The organism is Polymorphospora sp. NPDC051019, assembly GCF_040683055.1.
In the GTDB taxonomy this organism is placed as follows: Bacteria; Actinomycetota; Actinomycetes; order Mycobacteriales; family Micromonosporaceae; genus Polymorphospora; species Polymorphospora lycopeni.
Window position 1 is genome coordinate 230,348 of record NZ_JBFBCH010000005.1, and the last position, 23,137, is coordinate 253,484.

Below are 23,137 nucleotides of genomic sequence, written 5' to 3' on the forward strand. Positions count from 1 at the left end.
ATAGCTCATGACACCTGCTCGATCATCACGTTCGGTCGTGGTTCTCGGGCAGGGTATCGGCGCTGTCAACGGGCGCCGTCCTCTTCGGAGCGACGGGTGCTACGTCAGGCTGAGCCCGCCGACCGCACGCTCGACCGCGAGGCAGCGGTCTTCGACGTAGTCGACGCCGGCCTCCTCGGCGAGCCGGCGCGCCTCTGGCGAGACGATGCCGAGTTGCAGCCAGACCGACGGGGCGCCGATCGCGATCGCCTCGCGGACCACCTCCAGCGCGTCGGCGGCCGGCCGGAAGACGTTGACCATGTCGACCGGGTGCGGTATGTCGGCCAGCGAGGCGTAGACCCGCTCGCCGAAGAGTTCGTCGCCGGCGTAGGGGTTGACCGGGATGATCCGCCAGCCGTGCCGCTGCATCTGCAACGGCACGCTGTGGGCCGGCTTGTGCGGGTCACGGGAGGCGCCGACGACCGCGATCACGCGGGCTTCGGCCAGGATCTGCAGGGCATCACGCACCCTGCGACGATATCCCGTACGCGGCCCTCACGCGGTCGGCTGGCGTAGGCCGTCGAGCAGCATGGTCAGGGCCGCCATCGTGGCGTCCAGCGGAGACCCGTCGGGTTGCCCGGGCGGGGTCGGCCCGGTGGGCTGGGCCAGCCACAGAGCGGCCTCGTTCATCGCTCCGGACAGCAGCCGGGTCAGCGGCTCGACCGGCTGCGGCTCGATGACACCGGCGGCGATCAGGGACTCCAGTGCCTCGGCCAGGTGCCGCGCGGACGACGACTCGTCCATCGTCCGCCACTCGTTCCAGCCGAGTACGGTCGGCGCGTCGACCAGCATGATCCGTCGCAGTTCGGGGTCGGAGCTGGCGGCCAGGAAGGCCCGGCAGCCGGCGAGCAACTGTTCCCACGGGTCGTCGTGTTCCCCGGCGGCGCGGGCCACCCGGTCGGCGACCTCACGCTGCGCCTCCTCGACGACGGCGCGGAAGAGCCCGGCCTTGCTGCCGAAGTGGTGGTAGGCGGCGCCCTTCGTCGCGCCGATGCCCTGGGCGACCTCGGCCAGGACCACCTCGTGGAAGCCGTCGCGGGCGAACCGGCGCCGGCCCTCGGTCAGGAGCGCCCGCCGGGTCGCGGCTCGCTGTTCGGCCCTGGAGGTCATGGTCACACTCCCCGTCGCGTTGACATACCCGGGGTATGTTACTAGCGTCGTTGGCATACCCAAGGTATGCGAAACTCTCTGGAGGACCGATGAACGGCCGGCTCGACAGCTTCTACCCGGTGATCTGCACCGCCGATGTCGCGACTTCCCGCGCCTTCTACACCCGGCACTTCGGCTTCGAGGTGACCTTCGAGGCCGACTGGTACGTCAGCCTGCGCCGGCCCGGGCCGCCGCACTACGAACTGGCGCTGCTCGACCACACCCACGAGACGCTGCCGGAGCGCTACCGGGCGCCGGCGCGGGGGCTCCTGCTCAACTTCGAGGTGCCCGACGTCGACGCCGAACACGAGCGGCTGGTCGGCCGTGCCGGGCTGACCGAGGAGCTGTCGCTGCGCAGCGAGGACTTCGGCCAGCGGCACTTCATCGTGGCCGCCCCGGACGGGGTGCTCATCGACGTGATCACGCCGATCGAGCCGTCGGCGTCGTACGCCGCCCAGTTTCTGGCCGGAGCCGCCGGGACGTGACCGCTAGAGCAGAGTCAGCTGCTCGGGCCGGGCCGGTGGCGGCCGCTCCGGGGCGGCCTCCGGCTCGAAACGGCGCAGGCCGTGCCGGCGGGCGGCCAGCCGGACCCGGGCCACCAGCTCCCGCTGGTAGCTCTGCGGCAGGTAGGAACCGGCCCGGTAGAGCTCCCGGTAGAGCGGCACGAGGTGCGGGTGGTCGCGGGCGAGCCAGCGCCCGTACCACTCCCGGGCGCCGGGGCGCAGGTGCAGGGGGATCGGGGTGAGGCTGGCCGCGCCGGCGGCGGCGATGGCGGAAACGGTCGCCTCGATCGAGTCGTCGGTGTCGGTCAGCCCGGGCAGGATCGGCGCCATCAGCACGCTGACCCGGAAGCCCGCCTCGGCCAGCGCGCGTACGGCGTCGAGCCGCCGGCGCGGGCCGGGGGTGCCGGCCTCGACCGAACGCCACAGTGGCTCGTCGACGAAGCCGATCGAGTAGGCGACGCCGACCCTGGTGACCTCCGCCGCCTGGCGGAGCAGCGGCAGGTCACGTAGCAGCAGCGTGCCCTTGGTCAGGATCGAGAACGGGTTGGCGAAGTCGCGCAGCGCGGCGATGATCTCCGGCATCAGCCGGTAGCGGCCCTCGGCGCGCTGGTAACAGTCGACGTTGGTGCCCATCGCGATGTGCCCGCCCCGCCATTTCGGCGCGGCCAACTCGCGGCGCAGCAGTTCGCCCGCGTTGACCTTGACGACGACCTTGCTGTCGAAGTCCTGCCCCGCGTCGAGGTCGAGGTAGGTGTGGGTGTTGCGGGCGAAGCAGTAGGTGCAGCGGTGACCGCAGCCGCGGTAGGGGTTGACCGTCCACTCGAACGGCACGTGGGAGGTGCCGGGCACCCGGTTGACGATTGATTTGGCCCGCACCTCGTAGAAGGTCATCCCGGCGAAGTCCGGGGTGTCGAAGGTGCGGACGGTCGCGCCGGGCAGCGCCAGCGGCAGGGGTGGGGCCGCTGGCGCTGCCCTTCCTGGGACTCCTGCGTCGGGGGAGCCGACAGGTTGTCCCAGCGCATGTAACTCATTCGAACATGCGTACGAGGAATGTGCAAGCTGTTCAGCGGCGTGGCGGCGCGGTGCTCTCCCGGCGGACCAGCGCGGCGCCGGCCTCCTCTATCTGTGGGGTCGCGGTGTCGTCCGGCGGGCGCAACGCGAGGGTCATCGCCCGGGCACCCATGTCGGCCAGCGGCAGCCGCACGGTGGTGAGGGTGGGCGTGACGTCCTGGGCGACGGGCATGTCGTCGAAACCGATGAGACTGATGTCGCCCGGCGCCGTGCGGCCGGCCTGGCGCAGGTGGCGCAGGGCGCCGACCGCCATCGAGTCGTTGAGGGCGGCGATGGCGGTGATGTCCGGGTGCGCCTCGAGGAGCCGGGCCGTCGCCGTGGCGCCACTCGGCGGGTCGAAGTCGGCGTAGGTGATGTGGGTCGGGGCGATCGTGTGCCCGTGCTCGGCGGCGGCCTGCTGGATGCCGGCCAGCCGGTCGGTCGTGGTGGTCAGGTGTGCCGGCCCGGCGATCACTCCGATCCGGGTGTGGCCGAGCTCGTACAGTTCGGTCGCCGCGAGGTGGCCGCCGGTCGTGTTGGCCGGTACGACCGCGTCGCCCGCGTGCTGGTGCCGGCCGATGACGGCGACCCGGCCGCCGGTCGCCTCGTAGACCCGCAGCTTGTTGTCCAGCGTGGTGGTGTAGGACTCGTCGTGGTAGCCGGAGCCGGCCAGGATGATGGCCGCGACCTGGTGCGCGCGTAGCAGTTCGACGTATTCGAGTTCCTTGTCCGGGTCGCGGTAGCTGTTGCAGATGATCACCAGTCGCCCGTTCTCGGTGGCGACCCGTTGCAGCCCCTTGGTGATCTCCGCGAAGTAGGGGTCGGAGACGTCGTGGACGATGACGCCGACCGCGCTGCGGTGCGACCGGGCGAGTAGCTGGGCGTGCGCGTTGGGGACGTACTGCAGTTCCTCCACCGCGGCGAGCACCCGTTCGCGCAAGCCTTCGGTCACCGGCTTGGGGCTGCCGTTGATGATCCGGGAGGCGGTCGCGGGTGAGACACCCGCCCGCCGTGCGACATCCGCCAAGGTGGCCATCGGTCCAGCCCTTCCCCGGCCGCCCGATGCCGGATGAACGTGAGGATAGCGCGCCGTCGGCCCGGACGAATGCCTGGGAAAGCCCTTGCCTTAACCGTTGCAGTATCGGTAATCTCCAGCAGGAAAGCGCTTACCTGATGCTCGCCCGAGCATCCCGCGCGACAAGCGACGTTGGCCGAGGAGGCAGCCGCATGGCCCGCAAGACCATCGGGATCGTACTCAACGGTGTCACCGGCCGAATGGGTTACCGGCAGCACCTCGTCCGCTCCCTGCTCGCCATCCGTGAGCAGGGAGGCCTCCCGTTGGTCAACGGCGACCGGCTCTGGCCCGAGCTGGTCCTGGTCGGCCGGAACGAGACCAAGCTGCGCGAGATCGCCGACCGGCACGGGCTCACCGACTGGACCACCGACCTGACCGCGGCACTGGCCCGGCCCGACGTCGAGATCTACTTCGACGCGCAGGTCACCGCCCAGCGGGAGAAGGCGCTGCGGCTGGCAATCGAGGCCGGCAAGGCGATCTACACCGAGAAGCCGACCGCCGAGGACCTCGCCGGCGCGGTCGACCTGGCCCGGCTGGCCGACGCCGCCGGCATCAAGCACGGCGTGGTGCAGGACAAGCTGTTCCTGCCCGGGCTGCGCAAGCTCGACCGGCTGGTCAAGGGCGGCTTCTTCGGGCAGATCCTGTCGATCCGCGGCGAGTTCGGCTACTGGGTCTTCGAGGGTGACTGGCAGGCCGCCCAGCGTCCGTCGTGGAACTACCGGGCCGCCGACGGCGGCGGCATCACCGTCGACATGTTCCCGCACTGGCACTACGTGCTGGAGCAGATCTTCGGCCGGGTCACCTCGGTCAACGCCCACCTCTCCACCCACATCGACCGGCGCTGGGACGAGGCCGGCGAGGCGTACGACGCCACCGCCGACGACGCGGCGTACGGCATCTTCGAGATCGACCGGCCCGGCCAGGGCAAGGTCGTCGCCCAGATCAACTCGTCCTGGGCGGTCCGGGTCTACCGCGACGAACTGGTCGAGTTCCAGGTGGACGGCACCGAGGGCAGCGCCGTCGCCGGCCTGCGCAACTGCCGGATCCAGCACCGGTCGACGACCCCGAAGCCGGTGTGGAACCCCGACCTGCCGGCCACCGAGGACTTCCGTTCGCAGTGGCAGGTCGTGCCGGACAACGAGGAGTTCGACAACGGGTTCAAGGCGCAGTGGGAGCTGTTCCTGCGCCACGTCGTCGAGGACGCGCCGTACACCTGGGACCTGTGGGCCGGCGCCCGCGGCGTGCAACTCGCCGAACTCGGCATCCAGTCGGCCCGCGAGGGCCGGCGCGTCGAGATCCCGGAACTCGAGTCCTGACCGGCCGACCACAGTGGGGGACCACCCGATGAGTTCGCTCGACCGCTTCTCGCTCAACCAGGCCACCACCAAGTACTGGCCGATCCCCGACCTGGTCGCCGGCTGCGTCGACGCCGGTGTCAGCCAGATCGGCCTGTGGCGGGAGGAGACCGCGGCCTACGGCCTCGACAAGACCGCGGCCCTGGTCCGCGACGCCGGGCTCACGGTGACGTCGCTGTGCCGCGGCGGGTTCTTCAACCAGCCCGGCTGGTACGACGAGAACCGGCGGGCGATCGACGAGGCGGCCACCCTCGGCGCCCCGGCGCTCGTGCTCGTCTCCGGCGGGCTGCCCGAGGGCAGCCGCGACCTCGACGGCGCCCGGGCGCACATCGGCGACGCGATCGGCCAGCTCGTGCCGCACGCGCTCGCCGCCGGCGTACGGCTCGCGATCGAGCCGCTGCACCCGATGTTCTGCTCCGACCGGTGCGTGGTCGCCAGTCTCGGCCAGGCCCTCGACCTGGCGGCACCGCACCCGTCGGCCGCCGTCGGCGTGGTGGTCGACACCTACCACGTGTGGTGGGACGACCAGGTGTGGGCGCAGATCGGGCGGGCCGGCCGGGAGGACCGGATCGCCTGCTTCCAGGTCGCCGACTGGATCACGCCGCTGCCCGAGGGCGTGCTGCTGGGGCGGGGCCTGCCGGGCACCGGGAGCGTGGAGCTGCGACGCTTCCGGGAGGCGGTCGACGCCACCGGCTTCACCGGCCCGATCGAGGTCGAGGTCTTCCACGCCGACGTCTGGGCCCGGCCCGGGCGCGCCGTGCTCGACGAGACGATCCAGGGTTACGTCGGGCACGTCCTGTAGGAGTCCGCCGCCGGTACGGGAATGATAGACCCATGGAAACCGCGACTTTCGTGTACGACGGCGACTGCGCGTTCTGTACGACGTGTGCCCGGTTCGCGGAGCGCCGGGTTCCCGGGCCGGCGACGATCGTGCCGTGGCAGTTCGCCGACCTGGCCACGCTCGGGCTCACCGTGGACGAGTGCGAGCAGGCGGTGCAGTGGGTCGGTGCCGACGGGCGACGGGCGGCCGGACCGGACGCGATCGCGCTGCTGCTGCGTGGCAGCTCGTGGCTGTGGCGGGTGGCGGGCCGGATCCTCCAGTTCCGGCCGGTGCGCACGGTCGCCTGGCCGGTCTACCGCTGGGTGGCGGCCAACCGGCACCGGATGCCGGGCGGCACGGCGGCCTGCTCGCTCCCGCAGGCCACCCGCGAGCGGCTCTACGGTGCGCCGCCCGCCGGATCCGCCAACTGATCCGGGGCCGGCTCGGCGGTCCCCTTGCGACCGTCCGTCCGGCGCAGGCGACGGCGTACCCAGACGATCGGGCGGACCCGTTCCAGTGCCAGGAAGCTGGCCATCGCCACCAGGTGCGGCGCGAACGAGATGGTGATGGTCGCGAACGTGACCACGTGGAACGAGTAGAAGAAGGCGACCGCGCGGTTGCGCCAGCGCTCGTTGAGCAGGAACACGACCGGGCTGAGTATCTCGAACGCCATGATGCCGAACTGGGCGGCGATCAGGAGCCCCGGCACCTGTGCGATGACGTCGGCGAGTTCGGTGCCGCGGCGGATGATGGCGCGGGCCAGGACGGAGCCGGTGAGCCACTCCACCCCGCCGAAGCGGAGCTTGGCCCAGGCGGCGAGGAAGTACGTGCACACCACCGCGATCTGGGTGACCCGCAGCGCCCACCCGCCCGCCTCGGTACGGGTGGGGTCGCCGTGCCGGGCCCGGCCGGCCGTCGGCAGTACGGCCAGTGCCACCAGCAGGCCGAACCGGTCGTGGTCGACCTTGCCGTAGCTCATCGCGATGATCATCCACTCGAAGTAGAGCAGGAAGATCGACCAGCCGAGCACCCGCGGCGCCCGTCCGGTCGCGGCGAGCGCCGCGAGGGCGAGGAGCAACCAGAAGACGACCGACACCAGTTCGGGGCTGGGGGTGGGCAGCGGGAGCAGCCGGCCGACGAACAGCGGCTGGTAGAGCGCCCCCGGCACGGTGGCGTGGTCCCGTACCCACGGGGTGAAGAGCAGCAGGTCGCCGACGACGAAGAGGTAGACCAGCGTACGGAAGGCGGCGACGCGCCCCCGGGGCACGGCTTCGGTGAGCCAACGACCGAGCGCCCTCACGATGCCTGCCACCGTACGACGGTCTCGTCGACGTACGTCCGGGTCGGCCGGCCGTCGACGATGCCGTGCCAGCGCACCACGATGCGTACCTCGACCAGGGCCGGCTGACTGGGGTTGCGCTGTGCGTACGCCTGCGCGATCTCGGCGAGGAGCGCCGGGTCGTCGGTGTAGCGGGCCTGCTGTCCTTCGATCTCGGCGCGCCGGATCCCGCTGTTGCGTTCGGAGAGCACGACGACCGACCCGTCGGTGCCGACCGCTTCGACCCGGGTGTCCGGGGCGGGCTGGTCGGGCGGGTTGGAGGTCGAGTACATCCGGAACGGGCCGAACGGGAAGTGGTCGTCCTGGCCCCAGAAGGTGCCGACCAGGAGCAGTGCCCCAGCTACCAGGGTGGCCAGCACTCGGTAGGCGCGCCCGCGCGCCGTCAGGGTCTCCATTGGAACGTTGACCCTACCGTCCCGCCAGCGTCGGCGGACCGGACAATCCGCCAGAAACAGCGCCCGGCCGGACACATGTGCGTGTCCGGCCGGGCCGCTGTCCGCGGGGCTCAGTGCTCGTGCGCGGCGAGCTTCTCCTTGACCTCGGCCATGTCGAGCGCCTCCACCTGGCTGATCAACGACTCGAGCGCCGACTCGGGCAGGGCGCCCGGCTGGGCGAAGACGATGACGCCGTCACGGATCGCCATGATCGTCGGGATCGAGCGGATGTCGAACTTGGCGGCGATCTCCGGCTGGGCCTCGGTGTCGACCTTGCCGAAAGTGATGCCCGGGTGCTTGTCGGATGAGCGGTCGTAGACGGGGGCGAAGCGGACGCACGGCCCGCACCAACTCGCCCAGAAGTCAACCAGCACGATGCCTTCCTGGCTGGTCACCTCGTCGAAGTTCGCCGTGGTCAACTCAACGGTCGCCATTGATCTCTCCGATCACCGGTTTCGGGGCCTACGCCAGGGAAGAACCTGGAGTCCGGCTGCCGCATTCCCCGCTGTCGGCCGGCGGAAACGGACGAGCCGCACGGTGCTTACCGTACGTGTCTGTCATCGACCTGCATAGTGTTAACCGCAGCTTGAGCAGGCGTTCCGGAGTGCTCACCGATGGTGATGGGAGCGTTTCCAGGTGGTGACGCCGGCCGAACCTCGCTCCAGGGTTGAATCAGTGCTTGGCAAGGGCAAATGGGAAGCGTGACGATCGGTTGCGGGAACGTCAACTCTCACGGTAAGTAGTGTCACAAAATCATAACTGTGACCTCCGTCTCGGGTTCACCTCTTCTCAGTGATCCGCGTCTCGGGCAGAATCTTCTTCATCAAAGCGTGGGCGGCGGGTGCCGGGGAGGGCCCCGCCGCTCATTGCGTCCGCAGGAGTTTTCTCCCCTGCCGACTCTTCCCGCTCGAAACGCCGTGGCGCTGCCTTAATCATCGGTAAGGCGTGCCATGTGGCACTTCGCCGTCGTGGCGTCGGAAGTTTCGATGTGGTTCATCTTCGGATGCAATGTGAATACGGCGGGCCGCGAATTCACTTTCCCCGGTGTCCGGCTGCTCCCGGCCCGAGTTGCCCGCCGTACGCCGCTCGCGGCCGACCCCGGGCCGGCATCAGCGCGGCCCGGGATCGGCGGGCTCTGCCAGGGATAGGTGCTACGCCCCTTCTTGATGCTTTTAGGGGTTGAACGTCTGCTTTCGCAAGAGTCAGGCATATGCTGGCCGCGGGAGGTCGCCCAATGTCGAGCCAGATCCCGTCCGGAGGCCCCGTCTTCCCAGGTCGCCCGGTTGGCCAGCTCTCCACGCTCGCCTATCCGGCCGCCGAGTGGGAACTGCTCACCCGGCTGCCCAGTCGGATCGTCGTCGCGGCCACCTCGGCCGAATCCGACGATCCCGGGCACCGGGTCCGTGAGGGGTTGGCCGGCCTCGAAGGGATCGCGGCCGGGCGCGCCTTCGACAGTGAACTCGTCCGGGTGGTGGCCAGCACGATCTACGCCGAGCACGAGCAGGACCGGCCGGCCACCGGCCGGGCGCCGGCGCTCGCCGACGTACTCGGGTCGTGCCGGGAGGCGGTCCGGGTGCTGGGCGCGCGAGCCGATCCGGCCGACTCGGCGGCCTACCGGCAGTGGGTCCAGTCGATCGCGGCGCGGGTGTGCCGGGCCCGCCGGGCCGGTGGGGTGGCCGGTGCTGGCGACGAGCCGGTCAGCGCGGCCGGGCGGCGGTTCCTCGACGACCTCGGGGCCGCTCTGGGGCTCTGCTGATCCCGGCCCGACCGGCGGCTGATCCCGGTCCGGGCCGGCGGCGTGGCCAGGGGACCGTCGCCCCTGGTCCAGGGCCGCGTACCCTCTGACAACCGTGAGCGGTGATGAACTGGAGGTCGGCGTCGGACCCTGGGTGGGCGACCCACCGACCGATCCGCGCTACGACCCAGAACTGCTCGCGCTCGGCGACCGGCGCAACGTCGTCGACCGCTACCGCTACTGGCGGCTCGAGGCCGTGGTGGCCGACCTGGACCGGCGCCGGCACGACTTCCACGTCGCGATCGAGAACTGGCAGCACGACTTCAACATCGGGACCGTCGTACGTAATGCCAACGCCTTCCTCGCCGCGCAGGTGCACGTCGTCGGCCGGCGGCGGTGGAACCGGCGTGGGGCGATGGTGACCGATCGATACCAGCACGTACGGCACCACGAGAGCGTCGATCTTCTCGCCGCGTGGGCACGGGAGAACGACCTGGTCATGGTGGGAATCGACAACCTGCCGGGAGCGCGCCCGCTGGAGACCGTGACCCTGCCGCGGCGCTGCGTGCTGCTCTTCGGGCAGGAGGGGCCCGGCCTGTCCGACGCCGCCCGGGCCGGCTGCGCCCAGCTCTTCTCGATCGCCCAGTACGGCTCCACCCGGTCGATCAACGCCGGGGTGGCGAGCGGTATCGCGATGCACGCCTGGATCAGGAGCCACGCGGGTCCGCCACCGGACTGACCCGCCGAGGTGGTCTGAGATGACCGAAAAGGCCGCTTCGCTTGACTCTGCGGGACGATCGGCGCAACGTGGGTGCTGTGGCTGTTGCGGTGAGTTGTCCCCGATGTGGTGGTCCGGTGCGGCCGCCCGACCTGATGCACACCGACTGGCGCTGCGACGACGACGGCGCCGTCCCCCCGTTGCACACGGCCCGGCACATCGGTGCCGAGATCCTGCACAGCACGGTCGCCGGGATGGCCGACGCGCACTCCGGGCACGGCCGGCCGCCGAGCCCGCTGTGGTGCCCGTGGCCGCTGCTGGCCGGCTGGACGGTGACCGGCGTCGCGTGGGCCGGCGACGTGCACACCGGGGTACGGGCGGCGACGGTCGCCTGCAGCGGGCCGGATCCGCTCGCCGGCGGCCCGGCCGACCTCGTACTCGTCGCCGAGGAGCCCGGTCTCGGACTGGGCAACCGGTTCGCGGGTATCCCCGGACCGGACCCGGGCGCGTTGCTCGCCGACGCGATGACCGAGGTCGCACCGGGACACGCCGAGAACGGGGTGTCGCACGCCAAGATCCGGGCAGGGGGGCACCCCACTCCACTCTGGTCCGTCAAATCCCCGACAGATCGCAGCGTCTACGTGGGCGAGGCGAGGGGTATGTGGCTTTATGCGATAACGTGGCCGGCGAGTGCGGGCTACGTTCTCGCGGAGGATGTCGTACTGCAGGATCTCTCCGAGTGGACTCCGGCCGAGCTTGTTTTCGGTGCACCCTCGCCCTACCTGCATGGCAAGGTTTGATAGCCGTTCGGGTGGTCCAAGATGCATGCAGTTGATTCACTGTGAGACGTACGACTGATACTCTGGGTGCTGCTGCGGCAGAGACCCGGCGCCGCGCGGAGGGGGATGGCCCGTAATGGTCAAGAAGGTCCTCACCTGGGGCGGACTCGCGTTCCTAGTTTTCTTTATCGCCTTCCGGCCCGATTCCGCCGCGGACGTCTTCAAGTCCCTCGGCGGGGGCATCATGGACATCGCCCAGGGCTTCGGTGACTTCTTCACGAGCCTCGTGGCTTAGCGGCGCCGATGGCCAACCCTCCCGTCGAACCACCCGACCCCGACGAGCCTGACCGACGGCGACGGGACCGCCGGGAGTACGACACCGAGCCGATCCCGGTGGCCCGCGACGACGGGCCCGGCTACTCGGACGGTCCGTCCTACTCGGAAGGGGCCTCCTACGGAGAGAGCGTCGGCTTCGGGCACGAGCAGCGTCCGCGCACGACCACCTGGGTCGATGACACCGCCTACCCGCCGACCGACATCTCCGAGGAAGAACTCGCCGGCCTCCAGGTCGACGCCTCCGGCATGCCGCTCGGCCCCCGACGGGTCCTTCCGCTCGAAGACGAGCCGACGCCGCTGGTCGCCCGCTACCTCTTCCCGACCGAGCGCTACCGGGGCGAGTGGAAGCGGCACTGGGTGCACCTCAGCACGCCGCTGCTGATCGGGGTCGCCGCCACCTTCGTGCTCGGCTACCTGTCCGGCTTCCTCGCCGGCCAGGAGGTCGGCGGGCTGACCACCGTGGCGGTCATCATCTGGCTCGGCATCATGGGCTGGGTGGCGTGGAAGGTCGCCGACTGGTACTTCGACCGGTTCATCCTCACCAACAAGCGGGTCATGGTGGTGAACGGGATCATCACCCGGCGGGTCGCCATGATGCCCCTGCTGCGGGTCACCGACATGAAATACGAGCAGTCGCCGCTGGGCCGGGCACTCAACTACGGCACGTTCGTGCTGGAGTCCGCCGGCCAGGAGCAGGCGCTGCGCGAGGTCAAGCACCTGCCCAACCCCAACGAGCTCTACCTGCGCGTCGTCGAGGAGATGTACGAACCGCAGGCGGTCGAGGCCCGGTTGGGCAAGGAGGGCGAGGACAACAAGGCCGACGACGGCGCCTGACGAACTCTGTCCGAACATCGGATGAGGTCGGAACGCTCCTCCCTGGTGCCGGCCGGCGCTTCGTGAAAGCCTTTCCGCACAAGCGCTAGCGAAGGGCGGCAGGTGAGCGGGCAGCGGGTGGAGGACGAGTTCCGCGACTTCGTCGCCACGCGTTCGTCGTCGCTGCTGCGCACCGCCTACCTGCTCGCGGGCGACTGGGCCACCGCCGAAGACCTGCTCCAGACCGCGCTGACCAAGACCTATCTGGCGTGGAAGCGGCTGGGCGAGATCGAGGCCGTCGAGCCGTACGCCCGCCGGGTCCTGGTCAACACGGCGACGAGCTGGTGGCGGCGGCGCTGGCACGGCGAGCGTCCGACCGAGGTGCTGCCCGAGCGGGCCGCCCCGGACCGGATCGAGGAGCAGTTGGAGCGCGACGCGCTCTGGCAGCACGTCAAGATGCTGCCGGCCCGCCAGCGGGCGGTGCTCGTACTCCGCTTCTACGAGGACCTTTCGGAGGCGCAGACCGCGGCGATGCTCAGCATCTCGGTGGGCACGGTCAAGAGCCAGACCTCCCGGGCACTGTCCACCCTGCGCCGGCGGCTGGCCGACGACGGGGTGCGACGGCCGGCGGACCAGGTGATCGAGCCGACCGGTGAGCGGTCGCCGGCCGCGCCCCGCAGCCGGCCCCCGGTCGCGTCCGGCATCCGGCCGGCGGTGCTCGCGGCCGGTGCCGGTCCGGCCACTCTGGAGGGCCGGTGAGCAGGATCGAGAAAGACCTGCGGGACATGTTCGCCGACCGGGCGACGTCCGGCCCGTACGGCGGGCGGCCGGCCGCCGACGCCGCGGACCGGGCCATCCGGCACGGTGCGGCCGTCCGGCGTCGCCGCCGCGCGGGCGCGTCGATCGGAGCGGCCCTGGTGCTGGTGCTCGTGGCGGCCGGCGTCGCCCCGGGCCGGTCCTGGTGGCAGCCGGACGACCCGCCCGCACACCGGCTGGGCCTGGAAAGCACGCCGGCGCCGGCCCCGACCGGCCACGTCGTCCCGACCGGCGCCCCGGCGGCACCGCCACCACCGTCCCCGGCCGCGGTCGTCCCCGGCGCCGACGCCGCCGTCCTGATGCACGCGCCCGACCGCGAGACCACGATCGGGATCGACCTGCGGGTCGGCGATCAACTGTGGACCACCGACGGCCGCCGGCTGCCACTGTCCGGTGTGGGGGAGGTCCTGCGCGCCTACCGGGTCCCGGTGGGCTGGGTCTACGGCGGCGCCACCAACGTCCGCCTGCTGCGGCCCGACGGCGACAGCGTGCCGCTGCGCGGCGGTGGCGACGGCTGGACCGTCAGCTCCGACGGCGCCCGCTTCGCGTACGTCTCCGACGGGGCGCTGGGGGTCGCCGACCTGACCGCCGACGGGCTGTCCGTCCGGTCCACCACCGACGTGCCGCCCGGAACCGTGCCGGTCGCGTTCCTGGACCGGCGGGTGGTGGTCGCCGGACGGGTCGGCCACTCCCGCGGCTACGACCTGCTCGACCCGACCGGCCCCTACCGGCCGTCCTGGAACCTCGACGTCACCGCCATCTACGGCACCGCCGGGGGAGCCGTCGCCGCCCTGATCCGCACCGGTGACCGGGGCCTCTGCCTGGCCGCCCTCGACGGCCGGGCCCAACGGCTGCGGGTGGACCGCTCCGGGGCCTGCACGCTCGGCCTGCGCGCCGAGTTCACCCCCGGCCGGCTGGCCCCGGGCGGCGGCTGGCTGGTCGCGCCGGCCGCCGACGGGCTGACCCTGGTCGACATCGACGCGGCCCTGACCGGTGACTACGCGACCGTCGGCTGCCCGGTCCGCAGCACCGTGCCGGCCGTCTGGGCCGACGACATGACCGTCGTGGCCGGTGACGACCGCGGCGTGGTGCAGTGCCGCACCGACGGCACCCAGCAGGTCGTCTCGCTGCCCCCCGATGCCGGCGCGGACTGGCAGCCGGTGCCGCGGATGACCGCGAAGCCGATCACCGCCGCCGACCGGTCCGGCCGGTCGTGACCGCCGGTACCGGGGCACCGGCGCCGGCCCGCATCGACCTGCACACCCACTCCACGGCCAGCGACGGCACGCTGACCCCGGGCGAACTGATGGCGGCCGCCAGCGGGGCCGGGCTCGACGTCGTCGCGCTCACCGACCACGACACGACCGCCGGCTGGGCGGCGGCGTCCACCGCGCGCCCCGCCGGCCTGACCCTCGTCCGCGGAGCCGAGATCTCCTGCCGCTGGTACGGGCCCGACACGGCGATCCCGCTGCACCTGCTGGCATACCTGTTCGACCCCACCGACCGCGCGCTGGCGGCGGAACTGGCCCGGGTACGGGTCGCCCGCGAGGCGCGCGGCGAGCGGATCGTCGAACTGCTGCGTGCCGACGGGGTCGACATCACCTGGGACGAGGTACGCGGCTACGCGGCCGGCGGCACCGTCGGCCGGCCGCACATCGCCACCGCCCTGATCCGGGCCGGGCTGGTCGCCACCACGAGCGAGGCGTTCGAGCCGCGCTGGCTCGGGGAACGCTACCGGCTGCCGAAGGACGACATCGACGTGTTCACCGCCGTACGACTGGTCCGGGAGGCCGGCGGGGTGCCGGTCTTCGCCCACCCGCGGGCCACCCGGCGCGGGCGGATCGTGCCCGACGAGTTGATCGTCGAACTGGCGGCGGCCGGGCTCTTCGGCCTGGAGGCCGACCACACCGACCACTCACCGGCCGAGCGGGCCCACGTCCGGGCCATCGCCACCGAGCTGGGGCTGGTGGTGACCGGATCGTCGGACTTCCACGGCAGCCACAAGACGGTACGGCTCGGCGCCCACACCACCGCGCCCGACGCGTACGAGCGGATCGTGTCGGCGGCCCGCGGCGTCCCGCCGGTCGGCTGAGCCGGTCTGCGGTTACCTTGACCGGATGGATCTGAAACTGTTCGGCGAGGTCTTCCTGACCCTGCTGGTGATCACGGATCCGCCGGGCATGGTGCCGATCTTCGTCGCCCTGACCAGCACGCTGCCCCGCCGCGAGCGGCACCGGGCCGCGTGGCAGGCGGTGGCCCTGGCGCTCGGTGTGATCGTGGTGTTCGCCGTCGCCGGGCAGACGCTGCTCGACTACCTGCACATCGACCTGCCGGCGTTGCAGGCCGCCGGTGGGCTGCTGCTCGTCCTGGTCGCCCTCGAACTGCTGACCGGCAAGGCGAACGACCCCGACCAGCAGGCGACCGCGAACATCGCCCTGGTCCCGCTGGGTACGCCGCTGCTCGCCGGCCCCGGCGCGATCGTGGCGACCATGCTCTTCGTGCAGCGGGCCGACGGGGCGGCCGACTATCTCGCGATCGGGGGCGGGATCGTCGCGGTGATGGTGGTGGTCTGGCTGACCCTGCGCTTCTCCGGCGGGATCGTCAAGGTGCTGCGGCCGGGTGGCATCGAGGTGCTGACCAGGATCGCCGGCCTGCTGCTGGCCGCGATCGCGGTCCAGTTGATCGCCGACGCGGTGGCGGCGTTCGTCACCCAGTACGTCCAGCAGGGGTGACCGGCCGGGCGTGCTGTGCCCGGCCTGTCGGACCCGGATGGCAGGATCGGGGCGTGCGCAGGCCGACCTCTTCCCCGACCAGTTCGTCCCGTTCGCGGGGCGCCACCCCCCGGCCGCGTGGCGGCCAGCCCGAGCAGCTCGGGTTCGACGGGATGCCGGAGCGGCTGTTCGTGTGCACACCGAGCAAGCTCGGCACCTACGCCGACTGCCCGCGCCGCTACCGCTACTCCTACGTGGACCGGCCGGCGCCGCAGAAGGGGCCGCCGTGGGCGCACAACTCGCTGGGCGCCAGCGTCCACACCGCGCTGCGTAACTGGTACGCGCTGCCGGCCGACCGGCGCCATACGGGTGCGGTCGCCGGCCTGCTCAAGGCCACCTGGGTCCGGGAGGGTTACCGCGACGTGGAGCAGGAGCGCGAGCTGTTCCGGCGGGCGCTGGACTGGCTGGAGTCCTATGTCGACGGGCTCGAGCCCGGGGCCGACCCGCTCGGCGTCGAGCGGGTCGTCGCGGTCAAGACCGCGGTGCTGGCCTTCAACGGCCGTGCCGACCGGATCGACTCGCGGCCCGGCCCGGACGGCGAGCCGGAGTTGGTGATCGTCGACTACAAGACCGGCCGTAGTGGCACCGACGCCGACGACGCGCGCGGCTCCCAGGCCCTGGCGCTGTACGCCTACGCCGCCGAGCGGGTCTTCCGCCGCCCGTGCCGCCGGGTCGAGTTGCACCACCTGCCGACCGGCACGGTCGCGGCGCACGAGCACACCACGGAGTCGATCGCCCGCCAGGTCGGGCGGGCCGAGGACACCGCCCGGGACATCATGGCGGCCGAGAAGGTGGTGGCCGACGGCGGCGACGCCGACGAGGCGTTCCCCACCAACCCGGGCACGTTGTGCACCTGGTGCGACTACCGCCGGCACTGCCCGGCCGGCGCCGACGCACCGGTCAAGGAGCAGTGGGCCGCCGTCGAGCGCCTGCTGACCCCCGACGCCTGACCGGGTGCCTCAGGCGGCCGCCCCGAGCCGGGCGGCCCGGGCCATCGCGGCCTGGTAGATCGGACCCTCGACGTAACGGCGCGGGATCGCGCTCAGCGCCAGCCGCAGGCCGCGCACCGAAAGGTCGGCCGACAGGTCGGTGGTCGGCAGGCCGAGCCCGCCGTACAGCCGGCGGGCCCACGCGGGAAGCAGCCCGATCGCGGTCCCGGCGAGCCCGAGGTATGCCCACCGGGGCGGCCCCAGCTCGACCGCCAACCGCAGCGGCAGACCCATCTTCCACGGCAGCGGCGGCATCGGCGGGGCGGTGAGGAACACCATCGTCTCGGCACTGTCCCTGGTCAGGCGCAGTTCGGGGCGTACCTGCCGGTAGTAGTCGGCGACCTGTGCGGCGGTGCCGGGCACGGTCGCCGGGTCGAGGCCGACGAGTTCGGCGGCGAGCAGCTGTTCGGTGTAGTAGGCGTCGACGTCGTCGTCGGTCAGCGCGGCACCGGCCCGGCGTGCCGTGGTCACGAACGACTCGACCTCGGTCACGTGCACCCAGCGCAGCAGGTCGGGTTCGTCGATCCGGAAGGTCTCCCCGGTGGCCGGGTCGACCGCCCGCATCCGGGCGTGCAGGCCGCGCAGCCGCCGGCCGGCGTCCCGCGCCTGCGTGCTGCTGCCGTAGACGACGGTGGCGACGTAGGTGGCGGTGCGGACCAGCCGCCCCCAGGGGTCGCTCTGGTAACTCGAGTTCTGGGCGACCCCGGCCACCGCCCGGGGGTGCAGCGCCTGGAGGTAGAGCGAACGCAGCCCGGCGACGAGCAGCACCGGCTCCTGGTGTACCCGCCAGGTCACCGAACCCGGACCGAACAGGCCGAGGTCGTCGTCGCTGGGATCGGTGGCAGCCATGCGACCAAGACTGCCACGGCCGCGCCGACGCGGTGAACCGTCGGACCCCGTCGCATCGTGTAGAACGTCGAAGGGTCACGTCGTATCCGCCCCCCAGGAGGCGTCCGTGTTCGATGAGTTCATGGGCCTGCCGGCCCACCCGTTGCTCGTGCACGCGGCCGTGGTCTTCGTGCCGCTGCTGGCCGTCGTCGGGATCGTCTACGGGTTCGTGCCGAGGGCACGCACCCGCATCGGTTGGGCGGCCGTGCTGCTGGCCGTGGCCGCACCGGTGTCGGCGCTGTTCTCGAAGATCTCCGGCGAGGCGCTGGAGGAACGCCTGATCACGGCGGGCTACGGCCAGGAGATCCTCGACAAGGTCAACGAGCACCAGGCGTACGGCGACCTGACCTTCTGGTTCTCGCTGGCGCTGGCGATCGCGATCGGGGCGCTGGTGTTCCTCACCACCCGCGGCGAGCGTGGGCCCCACGTGCCGGCATGGGTGCCCACCGTGCTCGCGGTGCTGGTCACGATCTTCGGTGTGGTGACGATGATCTACGTCTACCTGACCGGGGAGACCGGTGCGCAGGCGGTCTGGAGCGGCGTCGTCTGACGGCTCAGAACAGCACCCGTGAGCAGAGCAGACAGATGACGATGACCAGTACGGCGCCGCCGACCATCGCGATGCCGTAGGTGAGCGTGCGGGCGCCGCGCTCGTCGGCGTCGATCGAATCCTGGTCCTGCGACGGGAGCTGGCGTGGTGCCATCGGGTTGACGACGGTGGGTGGCCGCCAGCCGGTCGTGGCCGGGGTGGTCGGCGGCGGCCCCTGGTAGCCGGGCGTCCCGGGGGCGGCCGGCGCGGCGGGCCGTGGGGCCGGCTGGCCCGGTTCGAGGTCGGCGGGGCGGCGCCAGTACTCGTGGTCGGTCGGGTCACCGCTGGGCGTCGTCACGCCGACTGACGCTACCAACCGGTCGCCGTCGGGACCCGCTGACGTTCGGTGTGCCGGCCCGTGGCTGGGTACGCTTTCTGCCGTGGACAGATCGGCACGTATGGCGGACGGGGCGGCGGCGACCGAGCCGGCGCGGGTACGGATCGACGCCGACGACCGGACGGTCGAGTTCGGCGAGGACGAGCTGGTGGTGTTGCCGGAGCAGACCGCGGACGACACCGACCGGGGCTGGGGCGAGCGGCCCGGATCGAACGACGACCGGCTGCTGGCCGAGCGCCCGCCGCACTACTGGGACTGAGCCGGCCAGGGGCCGGTCGATATCGGGACTGAGTCGGCCAGGGGCCGGTCGATATCGGGACTGAGCCGGGCCGGATCCGGTCGATCAGGGTGGCACGACGACCCCGAAGCGGGTCGTCTCGGGCATACCGAGCGTGCGGTTCGCCTGGTCCGGAGTGAGCGCCAGGTAGAGGGCGGTGGCGCCGTCGACCGCCACGACGTCGAGCACGAGCGCCCCGGTGGCCAGCCGGAGCGGTTCCGGCGCCGGCTGTGCCCCGGCGCCGGCCGGTAGCGCCAGCAGGTCGATCCGGCTGCCGGGGCGTACGACGGCGAGAGCGGCGGGTTCGGCGGGCCGTACCGGTACCCCGACCGATCCGGCGGGCACCGCGAGCCGGCCCGGTGGGGCGTCCGGGGCGGGGAAAGACCCGCCGGATGGTGGTCCGGTCGGGTCTGCCGCGATCGGGGGGCCGCAGGCGGCCGTGCGGTCGGGGTCGGCCCGCGCGGTCAACACCGCGGCGGCCAGCGCCAGCAGGACGGCGACCAGGGCGGCCCGCAGCACGCTGGCCGGACGGGGCCGGCCTGGCCAGCGGACCGGTGTGAGCGCGCCGTCGGCGTCGCCGGACCGGGTGCGACGGAACATCGGGGTGCCTCCCTCCGACCGGCTTCGACGGCTGGCGGTGGGGGACCGTGGGCCGCCGGTCGGCAGGGACGCTAGACGCCGACGGCCCGGTCCCGTTGGACCGAGCCGTCCGCCTGTGGACGACGGGGCTTCCTGTGGACAACCCCCGTCGGCCGGGTCGATCTGTTATGCCCGAGCCGGCGGGTGCCGCTTCGGCCGAGCCGCTACGTGGCGGCCTTGCCGGCCGACGACGAGCCGCCGGAAGAGGAGCTGGAGCCGCTGGAGGCGGTGCCGCTCGACGCCGGCTTCTCCTTCGACCCGGAGCCGGCCGAGTCCTTGCCGCCGGAGCCGTTCGACCCGGAGCCCGAGGAACCGGACGACTCCGCCTTGGCCGGCTTGCCGCTGGTGGCCGACTCCGACGAGCCGGACCGGGAGTCGGTGCGGTAGAACCCGGAACCCTTGAAGACGATGCCCACCGAGTTGAAGAGCTTGCGCAGCCGCCCCTCACAGGCCGGGCACTCGGTCAGCGGCTCGTCGGCGAACGACTGCACCGCCTCGAGCTGGTGGCCGCACGCGGTGCAGGCGTACTGGTACGTGGGCACTGTCTCCTCCGGATCATGATCATCGGTTGGCACTCGACGCGTTCGAGTGCCAATGGTGCGCTATCCGCACCGGATTCGTCCAGCGGGAGTGTGGGGCGCGACACTCAGCCGGCCGGGAGCCGCCGTACGCCGCTGGGAGTGATCACCGCGTGGACCGGACGGTCGTGCTCCTCGGCCGGTACGGCGTCCAGCAGTTCGCCGTCGTGCAGCAGCGCCACGGTCAGGGTCGCCGGGGCGACGCGGGCGAGCGCGCGGTCGTACGAGCCGCCGCCGCGGCCCAGCCGGAGCCCCCGCCGGTCCACCGCCACCGCCGGCACCACCACCAGGTCCGCGGCGCCGACGGCGGCCGGCCCGAGGCGCGGCCCGGCCGGCTCGCGCAATCCGCGCCCGGCGGCCACCAGCGGCTCCGAACCGGCGTACTCCGCCCAGTCGAGGTCGAGATCCGGGCACAGCACCGGCAGCAGCAGCCTCGACCCCGGCGCGCCACCGGCGGCGAGCATCGCCAGCAGGGCTTCCGGCAGGTCGGGTCCGCCGGGCTCGGAACCGACCGGCACGTAGGCGGTCACCGTCCGTGGCCGATGCCGCCGTACCAGGTCGGCCAGGCCAGCCTGCACGCGGCCGGCGGCGGCCGATCGGAGCGCCGCCGGCAGTGACCGACGGCGGGCCAGGACGTTGATACGGATGTCCGTCTTGTGGCGGCGCGCCGCGTTCGCTCCATTCGACAAATCCGACATCGACCGCTCCTGCAACAGGCCGTAACTGAAAGGTCCGTCTGTGTCAGCATCGCACCAACGGGTGCGGAACCTCCGGGGGGAAGAGTGACGCTGCGTGGACGGTTGACGACCGCCTTCCTCGCGGTCGTCCTCGGTCCCGTGCTGCTCGGCGCCGTCTTCGTCGGTACGACCGTCGCCGCGGTGAGCTACGAACGTACCGTCGACCGGCTGGACACCGCCGCCGCCACCGTACGCACCTCGGTCAGCGCCCTCTGCCAGCAGATGCACGCCGCGGCCGACGCGGTGGCCGTACCCGCCGACCCGGCCCGCCGGGCCGGCACCGCGAGCCAACTGGTCGCCCGCGGGCTGGTCTCGGCGGTCCTGATCAGCGACGCCGACGGCCGCGCCGCCTTCGCCACCGCCGGCAACCCACCCCAGCCGTGGGCCGACTGCGCCGCGCAGACCGCCCCGGACGCCGACTACGAGGCGATCGCCGTACGCGTCGAGATGCGCGCCGAGAGCGGCGCCCTGATCGGCGAGGTGGTCGTCACCCAGGTCCTCGACCACGCCTTCCTCTCCCGGCTGGCCGCCGCGACCGGCACCGGCGTCACCCTCCTGCCGGGCGTCGCGGCCCCGACCGTACGGCACACCACCGAGCCGGCGACCGGCGTCGACGCGGTCCTCGACGCGGCGGCACGCGCCGAGGGCGACGCCATCGCCGAGACCGGCACCGGCCGGTACGTCCGCCGGATCAACCCGTCACCGGGCCAGCCGCTGCCGCTGGCGCTCTCCGTGCCCCGGGGGCAGCCGCAGGGCCTCTACGTGGTGCTGATCGGCGCGGTCCTGGCCGCCGGGTTCGCCGCCGTCGTCGCCGCCTGGTGGCTGGCCCGCTCGACCACCCGGCCGCTCGCCGAACTGGCCCGCGCCGCCGACCGGGTCGCCGACGGCGACCTCGCCGCCCGGGTGCCGGTGCACGGGCACGACGAGGTGGGCCGGCTGGCCACCACGTTCAACCGGATGACCCGCGAGACGCAGTCGTACGTCCAGGCCCTGACCGCCAGCCGCGACCAGCTCCGGGGACACCTGGCGGTGCTCGGCGACACCCTGTCCAGCACCCACGACCTGCAACGGATCCTCCAGGTGATCCTCCAGACCGCGCTCGCCGCGACCGGCGCCCGGGCCGGCGTGGTGCTCCTGCTCGACCCGGCCAGCGGACTCCTGGTCGGCCAGTGCGCCGAGGGACTCGACGAACGCTGGCCGGTCGGCCTCACCGGACGGCCCGGCGCCGCGAAGGCCGGCGCCGGCAAGGCCGGCGTCCGCACCAACGGGGCCGTCGTCGGTGTCGCCGTCGCGCTCCAGGACCGGCCCGGCCGGCCCGACCACGACCCGGCGGCCCTGCGGGTGTCGCTCGGCAGCGGCCTGCTCGGCGCCGTCGCCGCCACCGGCGAGCCGCGCCGCGGCCGCGTCGACCGCGACGGGCCACACCTGTCGACGCACGAGCCGCGCTGCCGCACCTACGTGGCCGTACCCTTCTCGGCACCCGGGCCGGCCACCGACGCCCCGGCCACCGGGGTTCCCGCCGGGCGACTGCCCGGCGGGCTGTGGCCGCCGACGCTGCCGACCGCGCTCGGCGTCCTCGCCCTCTACGACCGGCTCGGCTCCGACGAGTTCGACGACACCGACCTGGTCACGCTGCGCACGTTCGCCGGCCAGGCGGCCGTCGCCGTCGACAACGTACGGGTGCACGAGGAGGCCCAGCGGCTCTCGCTCACCGACCCGCTGACCGGGCTGTGGAACTACCGCTACCTGAAGGAGTCGATCCGGCGCGAGGTCGAACGCGCCAACCGCTTCGGGCGCATGCTCACCGTCCTCGCCCTCGACCTCGACCGCTTCAAGCACGTCAACGACACCCACGGGCACGCGGCCGGCGACACCGTCCTGGCCGAGTTCGCCCGCCGGCTGCGGGCCGAGATCCGGGAGGTCGACCTAGCCTTCCGGCAGGGCGGCGAGGAGTTCGTCGTGCTGCTGCCGGAGACCGACGCGGCCGGCGGGGCCATCGTCGCCCAGCGGCTGGCGGCCGCCGTACGCGACGTACCGGTCCCGATCGAACCGCACCTGGGCGCCCCGCCGACCAGCATCCCGGTGACCGTCTCCATCGGAATCGCCGTATACCCCGACCACGGCGCGACCGGCGACCAGGTGCTCGACGCCGCCGACGAGGCGCTCTACGCGGCCAAGGCGGCCGGACGCGACACCCACCGGGTCGCGTCGACGGGCCCGCGACCGGAACCGGGGAAAATCGCTGGTTCGGTCGGCCCGCGGCCACCGGACGACGGCGTCCCCCACGCGGGTGGACGGTCCGCCGATGGGCCGGGCGGCGCGTCATCCGGGCCACAACCGCCACGACAGAGCCGCGGCCGATAGTCTCGCG

General features: G+C 72.6%; 28 protein-coding genes and 1 pseudogene. 17 read left to right on the forward strand and 12 right to left on the reverse strand.

Annotated features, from left to right (window positions below):
• Positions 1 to 99: 99 nt before the first annotated feature.
• Entirely contained in the window at positions 100 to 507 is a 408-nt protein-coding gene (locus AB0M79_RS12325) for a CoA-binding protein (protein ID WP_364211492.1), read from the reverse strand.
• 27 nt (positions 508 to 534) lie between these two features.
• Positions 535 to 1,149 (reverse strand): TetR/AcrR family transcriptional regulator, encoded by a 615-nt coding sequence (locus tag AB0M79_RS12330; RefSeq protein ID WP_364211495.1) that lies wholly within the window; start codon positions 1,147 to 1,149, stop codon positions 535 to 537.
• Positions 1,150 to 1,238: 89 nt separating this feature from the next.
• Here AB0M79_RS12330 and AB0M79_RS12335 point away from each other — a divergent pair, with 89 nt between their 5' ends.
• Positions 1,239 to 1,673, forward strand: a complete 435-nt coding sequence (locus AB0M79_RS12335; RefSeq protein WP_364211498.1) for a VOC family protein — start codon at positions 1,239 to 1,241, stop codon at positions 1,671 to 1,673.
• 3 nt (positions 1,674 to 1,676) lie between these two features.
• Here the strand turns inward: AB0M79_RS12335 and AB0M79_RS12340 are convergent.
• Together AB0M79_RS12340 and AB0M79_RS12345 are read right to left on the reverse strand one after the other, a co-directional pair.
• Positions 1,677 to 2,713, reverse strand: a pseudogene (locus tag AB0M79_RS12340) (Rv2578c family radical SAM protein).
• Between the two features lie 41 nt (positions 2,714 to 2,754).
• Complete coding sequence (locus AB0M79_RS12345) at positions 2,755 to 3,777, reverse strand: LacI family DNA-binding transcriptional regulator (protein ID WP_357543683.1); 1,023 nt, start codon at positions 3,775 to 3,777, stop codon at positions 2,755 to 2,757.
• Between the two features lie 191 nt (positions 3,778 to 3,968).
• Between AB0M79_RS12345 and AB0M79_RS12350 the strand changes: the two genes are divergently transcribed.
• The 3 genes from AB0M79_RS12350 to AB0M79_RS12360 are packed head-to-tail and all read left to right on the forward strand — an operon-like array spanning position 3,969 to position 6,422.
• Positions 3,969 to 5,132 carry a Gfo/Idh/MocA family oxidoreductase gene (locus AB0M79_RS12350; protein ID WP_364211502.1) on the forward strand — a complete coding sequence of 388 codons (1,164 nt, stop codon included), beginning with the start codon at positions 3,969 to 3,971 and terminating at the stop codon, positions 5,130 to 5,132.
• A 28-nt stretch (positions 5,133 to 5,160) separates the two neighbouring features.
• On the forward strand, positions 5,161 to 5,973 hold the full coding sequence (locus AB0M79_RS12355) for a sugar phosphate isomerase/epimerase family protein (RefSeq protein WP_364211505.1): 813 nt from the start codon (positions 5,161 to 5,163) through the stop codon (positions 5,971 to 5,973).
• A 32-nt stretch (positions 5,974 to 6,005) separates the two neighbouring features.
• On the forward strand, positions 6,006 to 6,422 hold the full coding sequence (locus tag AB0M79_RS12360) for a DUF393 domain-containing protein (RefSeq protein WP_364211508.1): 417 nt from the start codon (positions 6,006 to 6,008) through the stop codon (positions 6,420 to 6,422).
• Here the strand turns inward: AB0M79_RS12360 and AB0M79_RS12365 are convergent.
• The 3 genes from AB0M79_RS12365 to trxA form a co-directional block, all read right to left on the reverse strand.
• Positions 6,389 to 7,303 carry an HTTM domain-containing protein gene (locus AB0M79_RS12365; protein ID WP_364211511.1) on the reverse strand — a complete coding sequence of 305 codons (915 nt, stop codon included), beginning with the start codon at positions 7,301 to 7,303 and terminating at the stop codon, positions 6,389 to 6,391. The two genes, AB0M79_RS12360 and AB0M79_RS12365, sit on opposite strands and share 34 nt — an antisense overlap.
• Positions 7,288 to 7,725, reverse strand: a complete 438-nt coding sequence (locus AB0M79_RS12370) for a hypothetical protein (RefSeq protein ID WP_364211514.1) — start codon at positions 7,723 to 7,725, stop codon at positions 7,288 to 7,290. The genes AB0M79_RS12365 and AB0M79_RS12370 overlap by 16 nt, the downstream gene beginning before the upstream one ends.
• Positions 7,726 to 7,835: 110 nt before the next feature.
• Positions 7,836 to 8,198 (reverse strand): thioredoxin, encoded by a 363-nt coding sequence (trxA, locus tag AB0M79_RS12375; RefSeq protein ID WP_357543677.1) that lies wholly within the window; start codon positions 8,196 to 8,198, stop codon positions 7,836 to 7,838.
• 800 nt (positions 8,199 to 8,998) lie between these two features.
• Between trxA and AB0M79_RS12380 the strand changes: the two genes are divergently transcribed.
• The 10 genes from AB0M79_RS12380 (at position 8,999) to AB0M79_RS12425 (ending at position 16,682) form a co-directional block, all read left to right on the forward strand.
• A complete protein-coding gene (locus AB0M79_RS12380; protein WP_364211517.1) occupies positions 8,999 to 9,520 on the forward strand; it encodes a hypothetical protein in 522 nt (173 codons plus the stop codon).
• Between the two features lie 94 nt (positions 9,521 to 9,614).
• Positions 9,615 to 10,238 (forward strand): RNA methyltransferase, encoded by a 624-nt coding sequence (locus AB0M79_RS12385; RefSeq protein ID WP_364211520.1) that lies wholly within the window; start codon positions 9,615 to 9,617, stop codon positions 10,236 to 10,238.
• Between the two features lie 89 nt (positions 10,239 to 10,327).
• Complete coding sequence (locus tag AB0M79_RS12390; RefSeq protein WP_364211957.1) at positions 10,328 to 11,017, forward strand: DUF6758 family protein; 690 nt, start codon at positions 10,328 to 10,330, stop codon at positions 11,015 to 11,017.
• 115 nt (positions 11,018 to 11,132) lie between these two features.
• Positions 11,133 to 11,291, forward strand: coding sequence for a hypothetical protein (locus tag AB0M79_RS12395; protein ID WP_212826204.1), 159 nt, complete (start codon positions 11,133 to 11,135; stop codon positions 11,289 to 11,291).
• 8 nt (positions 11,292 to 11,299) lie between these two features.
• Positions 11,300 to 12,166: a PH domain-containing protein gene (locus AB0M79_RS12400; protein ID WP_357543673.1), complete on the forward strand. Its 867-nt coding sequence runs from the start codon at positions 11,300 to 11,302 to the stop codon at positions 12,164 to 12,166.
• Positions 12,167 to 12,268: 102 nt separating this feature from the next.
• Entirely contained in the window at positions 12,269 to 12,904 is a 636-nt protein-coding gene (locus AB0M79_RS12405; protein ID WP_364211525.1) for a SigE family RNA polymerase sigma factor, read from the forward strand.
• Positions 12,901 to 14,178: a hypothetical protein gene (locus tag AB0M79_RS12410; protein WP_364211528.1), complete on the forward strand. Its 1,278-nt coding sequence runs from the start codon at positions 12,901 to 12,903 to the stop codon at positions 14,176 to 14,178. Before AB0M79_RS12405 ends, AB0M79_RS12410 begins: the two co-directional genes overlap by 4 nt.
• Positions 14,175 to 15,053, forward strand: a complete 879-nt coding sequence (locus AB0M79_RS12415) for a PHP domain-containing protein (RefSeq protein ID WP_364211530.1) — start codon at positions 14,175 to 14,177, stop codon at positions 15,051 to 15,053. The genes AB0M79_RS12410 and AB0M79_RS12415 overlap by 4 nt, the downstream gene beginning before the upstream one ends.
• 25 nt (positions 15,054 to 15,078) lie before the next feature.
• The gene (locus tag AB0M79_RS12420; RefSeq protein WP_357543669.1) at positions 15,079 to 15,693 is read left to right on the forward strand and encodes a MarC family protein; all 615 of its coding nucleotides are present in this window, start codon (positions 15,079 to 15,081) and stop codon (positions 15,691 to 15,693) included.
• 152 nt (positions 15,694 to 15,845) lie between these two features.
• Positions 15,846 to 16,682: a PD-(D/E)XK nuclease family protein gene (locus AB0M79_RS12425; protein WP_364211960.1), complete on the forward strand. Its 837-nt coding sequence runs from the start codon at positions 15,846 to 15,848 to the stop codon at positions 16,680 to 16,682.
• Between the two features lie 9 nt (positions 16,683 to 16,691).
• Here the strand turns inward: AB0M79_RS12425 and AB0M79_RS12430 are convergent, their stop codons facing one another.
• Positions 16,692 to 17,570, reverse strand: a complete 879-nt coding sequence (locus AB0M79_RS12430) for an oxygenase MpaB family protein (protein ID WP_364211534.1) — start codon at positions 17,568 to 17,570, stop codon at positions 16,692 to 16,694.
• A gap of 106 nt (positions 17,571 to 17,676) precedes the next feature.
• Between AB0M79_RS12430 and AB0M79_RS12435 the strand changes: the two genes are divergently transcribed.
• Entirely contained in the window at positions 17,677 to 18,159 is a 483-nt protein-coding gene (locus tag AB0M79_RS12435) for a DUF2231 domain-containing protein (RefSeq protein WP_364211537.1), read from the forward strand.
• A gap of 4 nt (positions 18,160 to 18,163) precedes the next feature.
• On the opposite strand, the gene AB0M79_RS12440 is transcribed toward AB0M79_RS12435, so the two are convergent.
• Positions 18,164 to 18,496, reverse strand: coding sequence for a translation initiation factor 2 (locus tag AB0M79_RS12440; RefSeq protein ID WP_364211540.1), 333 nt, complete (start codon positions 18,494 to 18,496; stop codon positions 18,164 to 18,166).
• Between the two features lie 100 nt (positions 18,497 to 18,596).
• Here AB0M79_RS12440 and AB0M79_RS12445 point away from each other — a divergent pair, with 100 nt between their 5' ends.
• Positions 18,597 to 18,794, forward strand: coding sequence for a hypothetical protein (locus tag AB0M79_RS12445; protein ID WP_364211963.1), 198 nt, complete (start codon positions 18,597 to 18,599; stop codon positions 18,792 to 18,794).
• A gap of 84 nt (positions 18,795 to 18,878) precedes the next feature.
• Here the strand turns inward: AB0M79_RS12445 and AB0M79_RS12450 are convergent, their stop codons facing one another.
• From AB0M79_RS12450 to AB0M79_RS12460, 3 genes are all read right to left on the reverse strand, one after another.
• On the reverse strand, positions 18,879 to 19,412 hold the full coding sequence (locus AB0M79_RS12450; RefSeq protein ID WP_364211543.1) for a flagellar biosynthesis protein FlgA: 534 nt from the start codon (positions 19,410 to 19,412) through the stop codon (positions 18,879 to 18,881).
• Positions 19,413 to 19,615: 203 nt separating this feature from the next.
• On the reverse strand, positions 19,616 to 19,993 hold the full coding sequence (locus tag AB0M79_RS12455; protein WP_364211546.1) for an FmdB family zinc ribbon protein: 378 nt from the start codon (positions 19,991 to 19,993) through the stop codon (positions 19,616 to 19,618).
• 104 nt (positions 19,994 to 20,097) lie between these two features.
• The gene (locus tag AB0M79_RS12460) at positions 20,098 to 20,727 is read right to left on the reverse strand and encodes a 5-formyltetrahydrofolate cyclo-ligase (RefSeq protein WP_364211549.1); all 630 of its coding nucleotides are present in this window, start codon (positions 20,725 to 20,727) and stop codon (positions 20,098 to 20,100) included.
• A gap of 84 nt (positions 20,728 to 20,811) precedes the next feature.
• On the opposite strand from AB0M79_RS12460, the gene AB0M79_RS12465 reads away from it, so the two are divergent.
• Entirely contained in the window at positions 20,812 to 23,130 is a 2,319-nt protein-coding gene (locus AB0M79_RS12465; protein WP_364211552.1) for a diguanylate cyclase, read from the forward strand.
• Positions 23,131 to 23,137 lie beyond the last annotated feature (7 nt).

What these genes read in the sequence shown, in the direction of transcription:
- AB0M79_RS12330 (WP_364211495.1), bottom strand. Translation starts at nt 1,149, where the DNA reads ATGACCTCCAGGGCCGAACAGCGAGCCGCGACCCGGCGGGCGCTCCTG.
- AB0M79_RS12335 (WP_364211498.1), top strand. Translation starts at nt 1,239, where the DNA reads ATGAACGGCCGGCTCGACAGCTTCTACCCGGTGATCTGCACCGCCGAT.
- AB0M79_RS12345 (WP_357543683.1), bottom strand. Translation starts at nt 3,777, where the DNA reads ATGGCCACCTTGGCGGATGTCGCACGGCGGGCGGGTGTCTCACCCGCG.
- AB0M79_RS12350 (WP_364211502.1), top strand. Translation starts at nt 3,969, where the DNA reads ATGGCCCGCAAGACCATCGGGATCGTACTCAACGGTGTCACCGGCCGA.
- AB0M79_RS12355 (WP_364211505.1), top strand. Translation starts at nt 5,161, where the DNA reads ATGAGTTCGCTCGACCGCTTCTCGCTCAACCAGGCCACCACCAAGTAC.
- AB0M79_RS12360 (WP_364211508.1), top strand. Translation starts at nt 6,006, where the DNA reads ATGGAAACCGCGACTTTCGTGTACGACGGCGACTGCGCGTTCTGTACG.
- AB0M79_RS12370 (WP_364211514.1), bottom strand. Translation starts at nt 7,725, where the DNA reads ATGGAGACCCTGACGGCGCGCGGGCGCGCCTACCGAGTGCTGGCCACC.
- trxA (WP_357543677.1), bottom strand. Translation starts at nt 8,198, where the DNA reads ATGGCGACCGTTGAGTTGACCACGGCGAACTTCGACGAGGTGACCAGC.
- AB0M79_RS12380 (WP_364211517.1), top strand. Translation starts at nt 8,999, where the DNA reads ATGTCGAGCCAGATCCCGTCCGGAGGCCCCGTCTTCCCAGGTCGCCCG.
- AB0M79_RS12395 (WP_212826204.1), top strand. Translation starts at nt 11,133, where the DNA reads ATGGTCAAGAAGGTCCTCACCTGGGGCGGACTCGCGTTCCTAGTTTTC.
- AB0M79_RS12400 (WP_357543673.1), top strand. Translation starts at nt 11,300, where the DNA reads ATGGCCAACCCTCCCGTCGAACCACCCGACCCCGACGAGCCTGACCGA.
- AB0M79_RS12420 (WP_357543669.1), top strand. Translation starts at nt 15,079, where the DNA reads ATGGATCTGAAACTGTTCGGCGAGGTCTTCCTGACCCTGCTGGTGATC.
- AB0M79_RS12425 (WP_364211960.1), top strand. Translation starts at nt 15,846, where the DNA reads ATGCCGGAGCGGCTGTTCGTGTGCACACCGAGCAAGCTCGGCACCTAC.
- AB0M79_RS12430 (WP_364211534.1), bottom strand. Translation starts at nt 17,570, where the DNA reads ATGGCTGCCACCGATCCCAGCGACGACGACCTCGGCCTGTTCGGTCCG.
- AB0M79_RS12445 (WP_364211963.1), top strand. Translation starts at nt 18,597, where the DNA reads ATGGCGGACGGGGCGGCGGCGACCGAGCCGGCGCGGGTACGGATCGAC.
- AB0M79_RS12450 (WP_364211543.1), bottom strand. Translation starts at nt 19,412, where the DNA reads ATGTTCCGTCGCACCCGGTCCGGCGACGCCGACGGCGCGCTCACACCG.
- AB0M79_RS12460 (WP_364211549.1), bottom strand. Translation starts at nt 20,727, where the DNA reads ATGTCGGATTTGTCGAATGGAGCGAACGCGGCGCGCCGCCACAAGACG.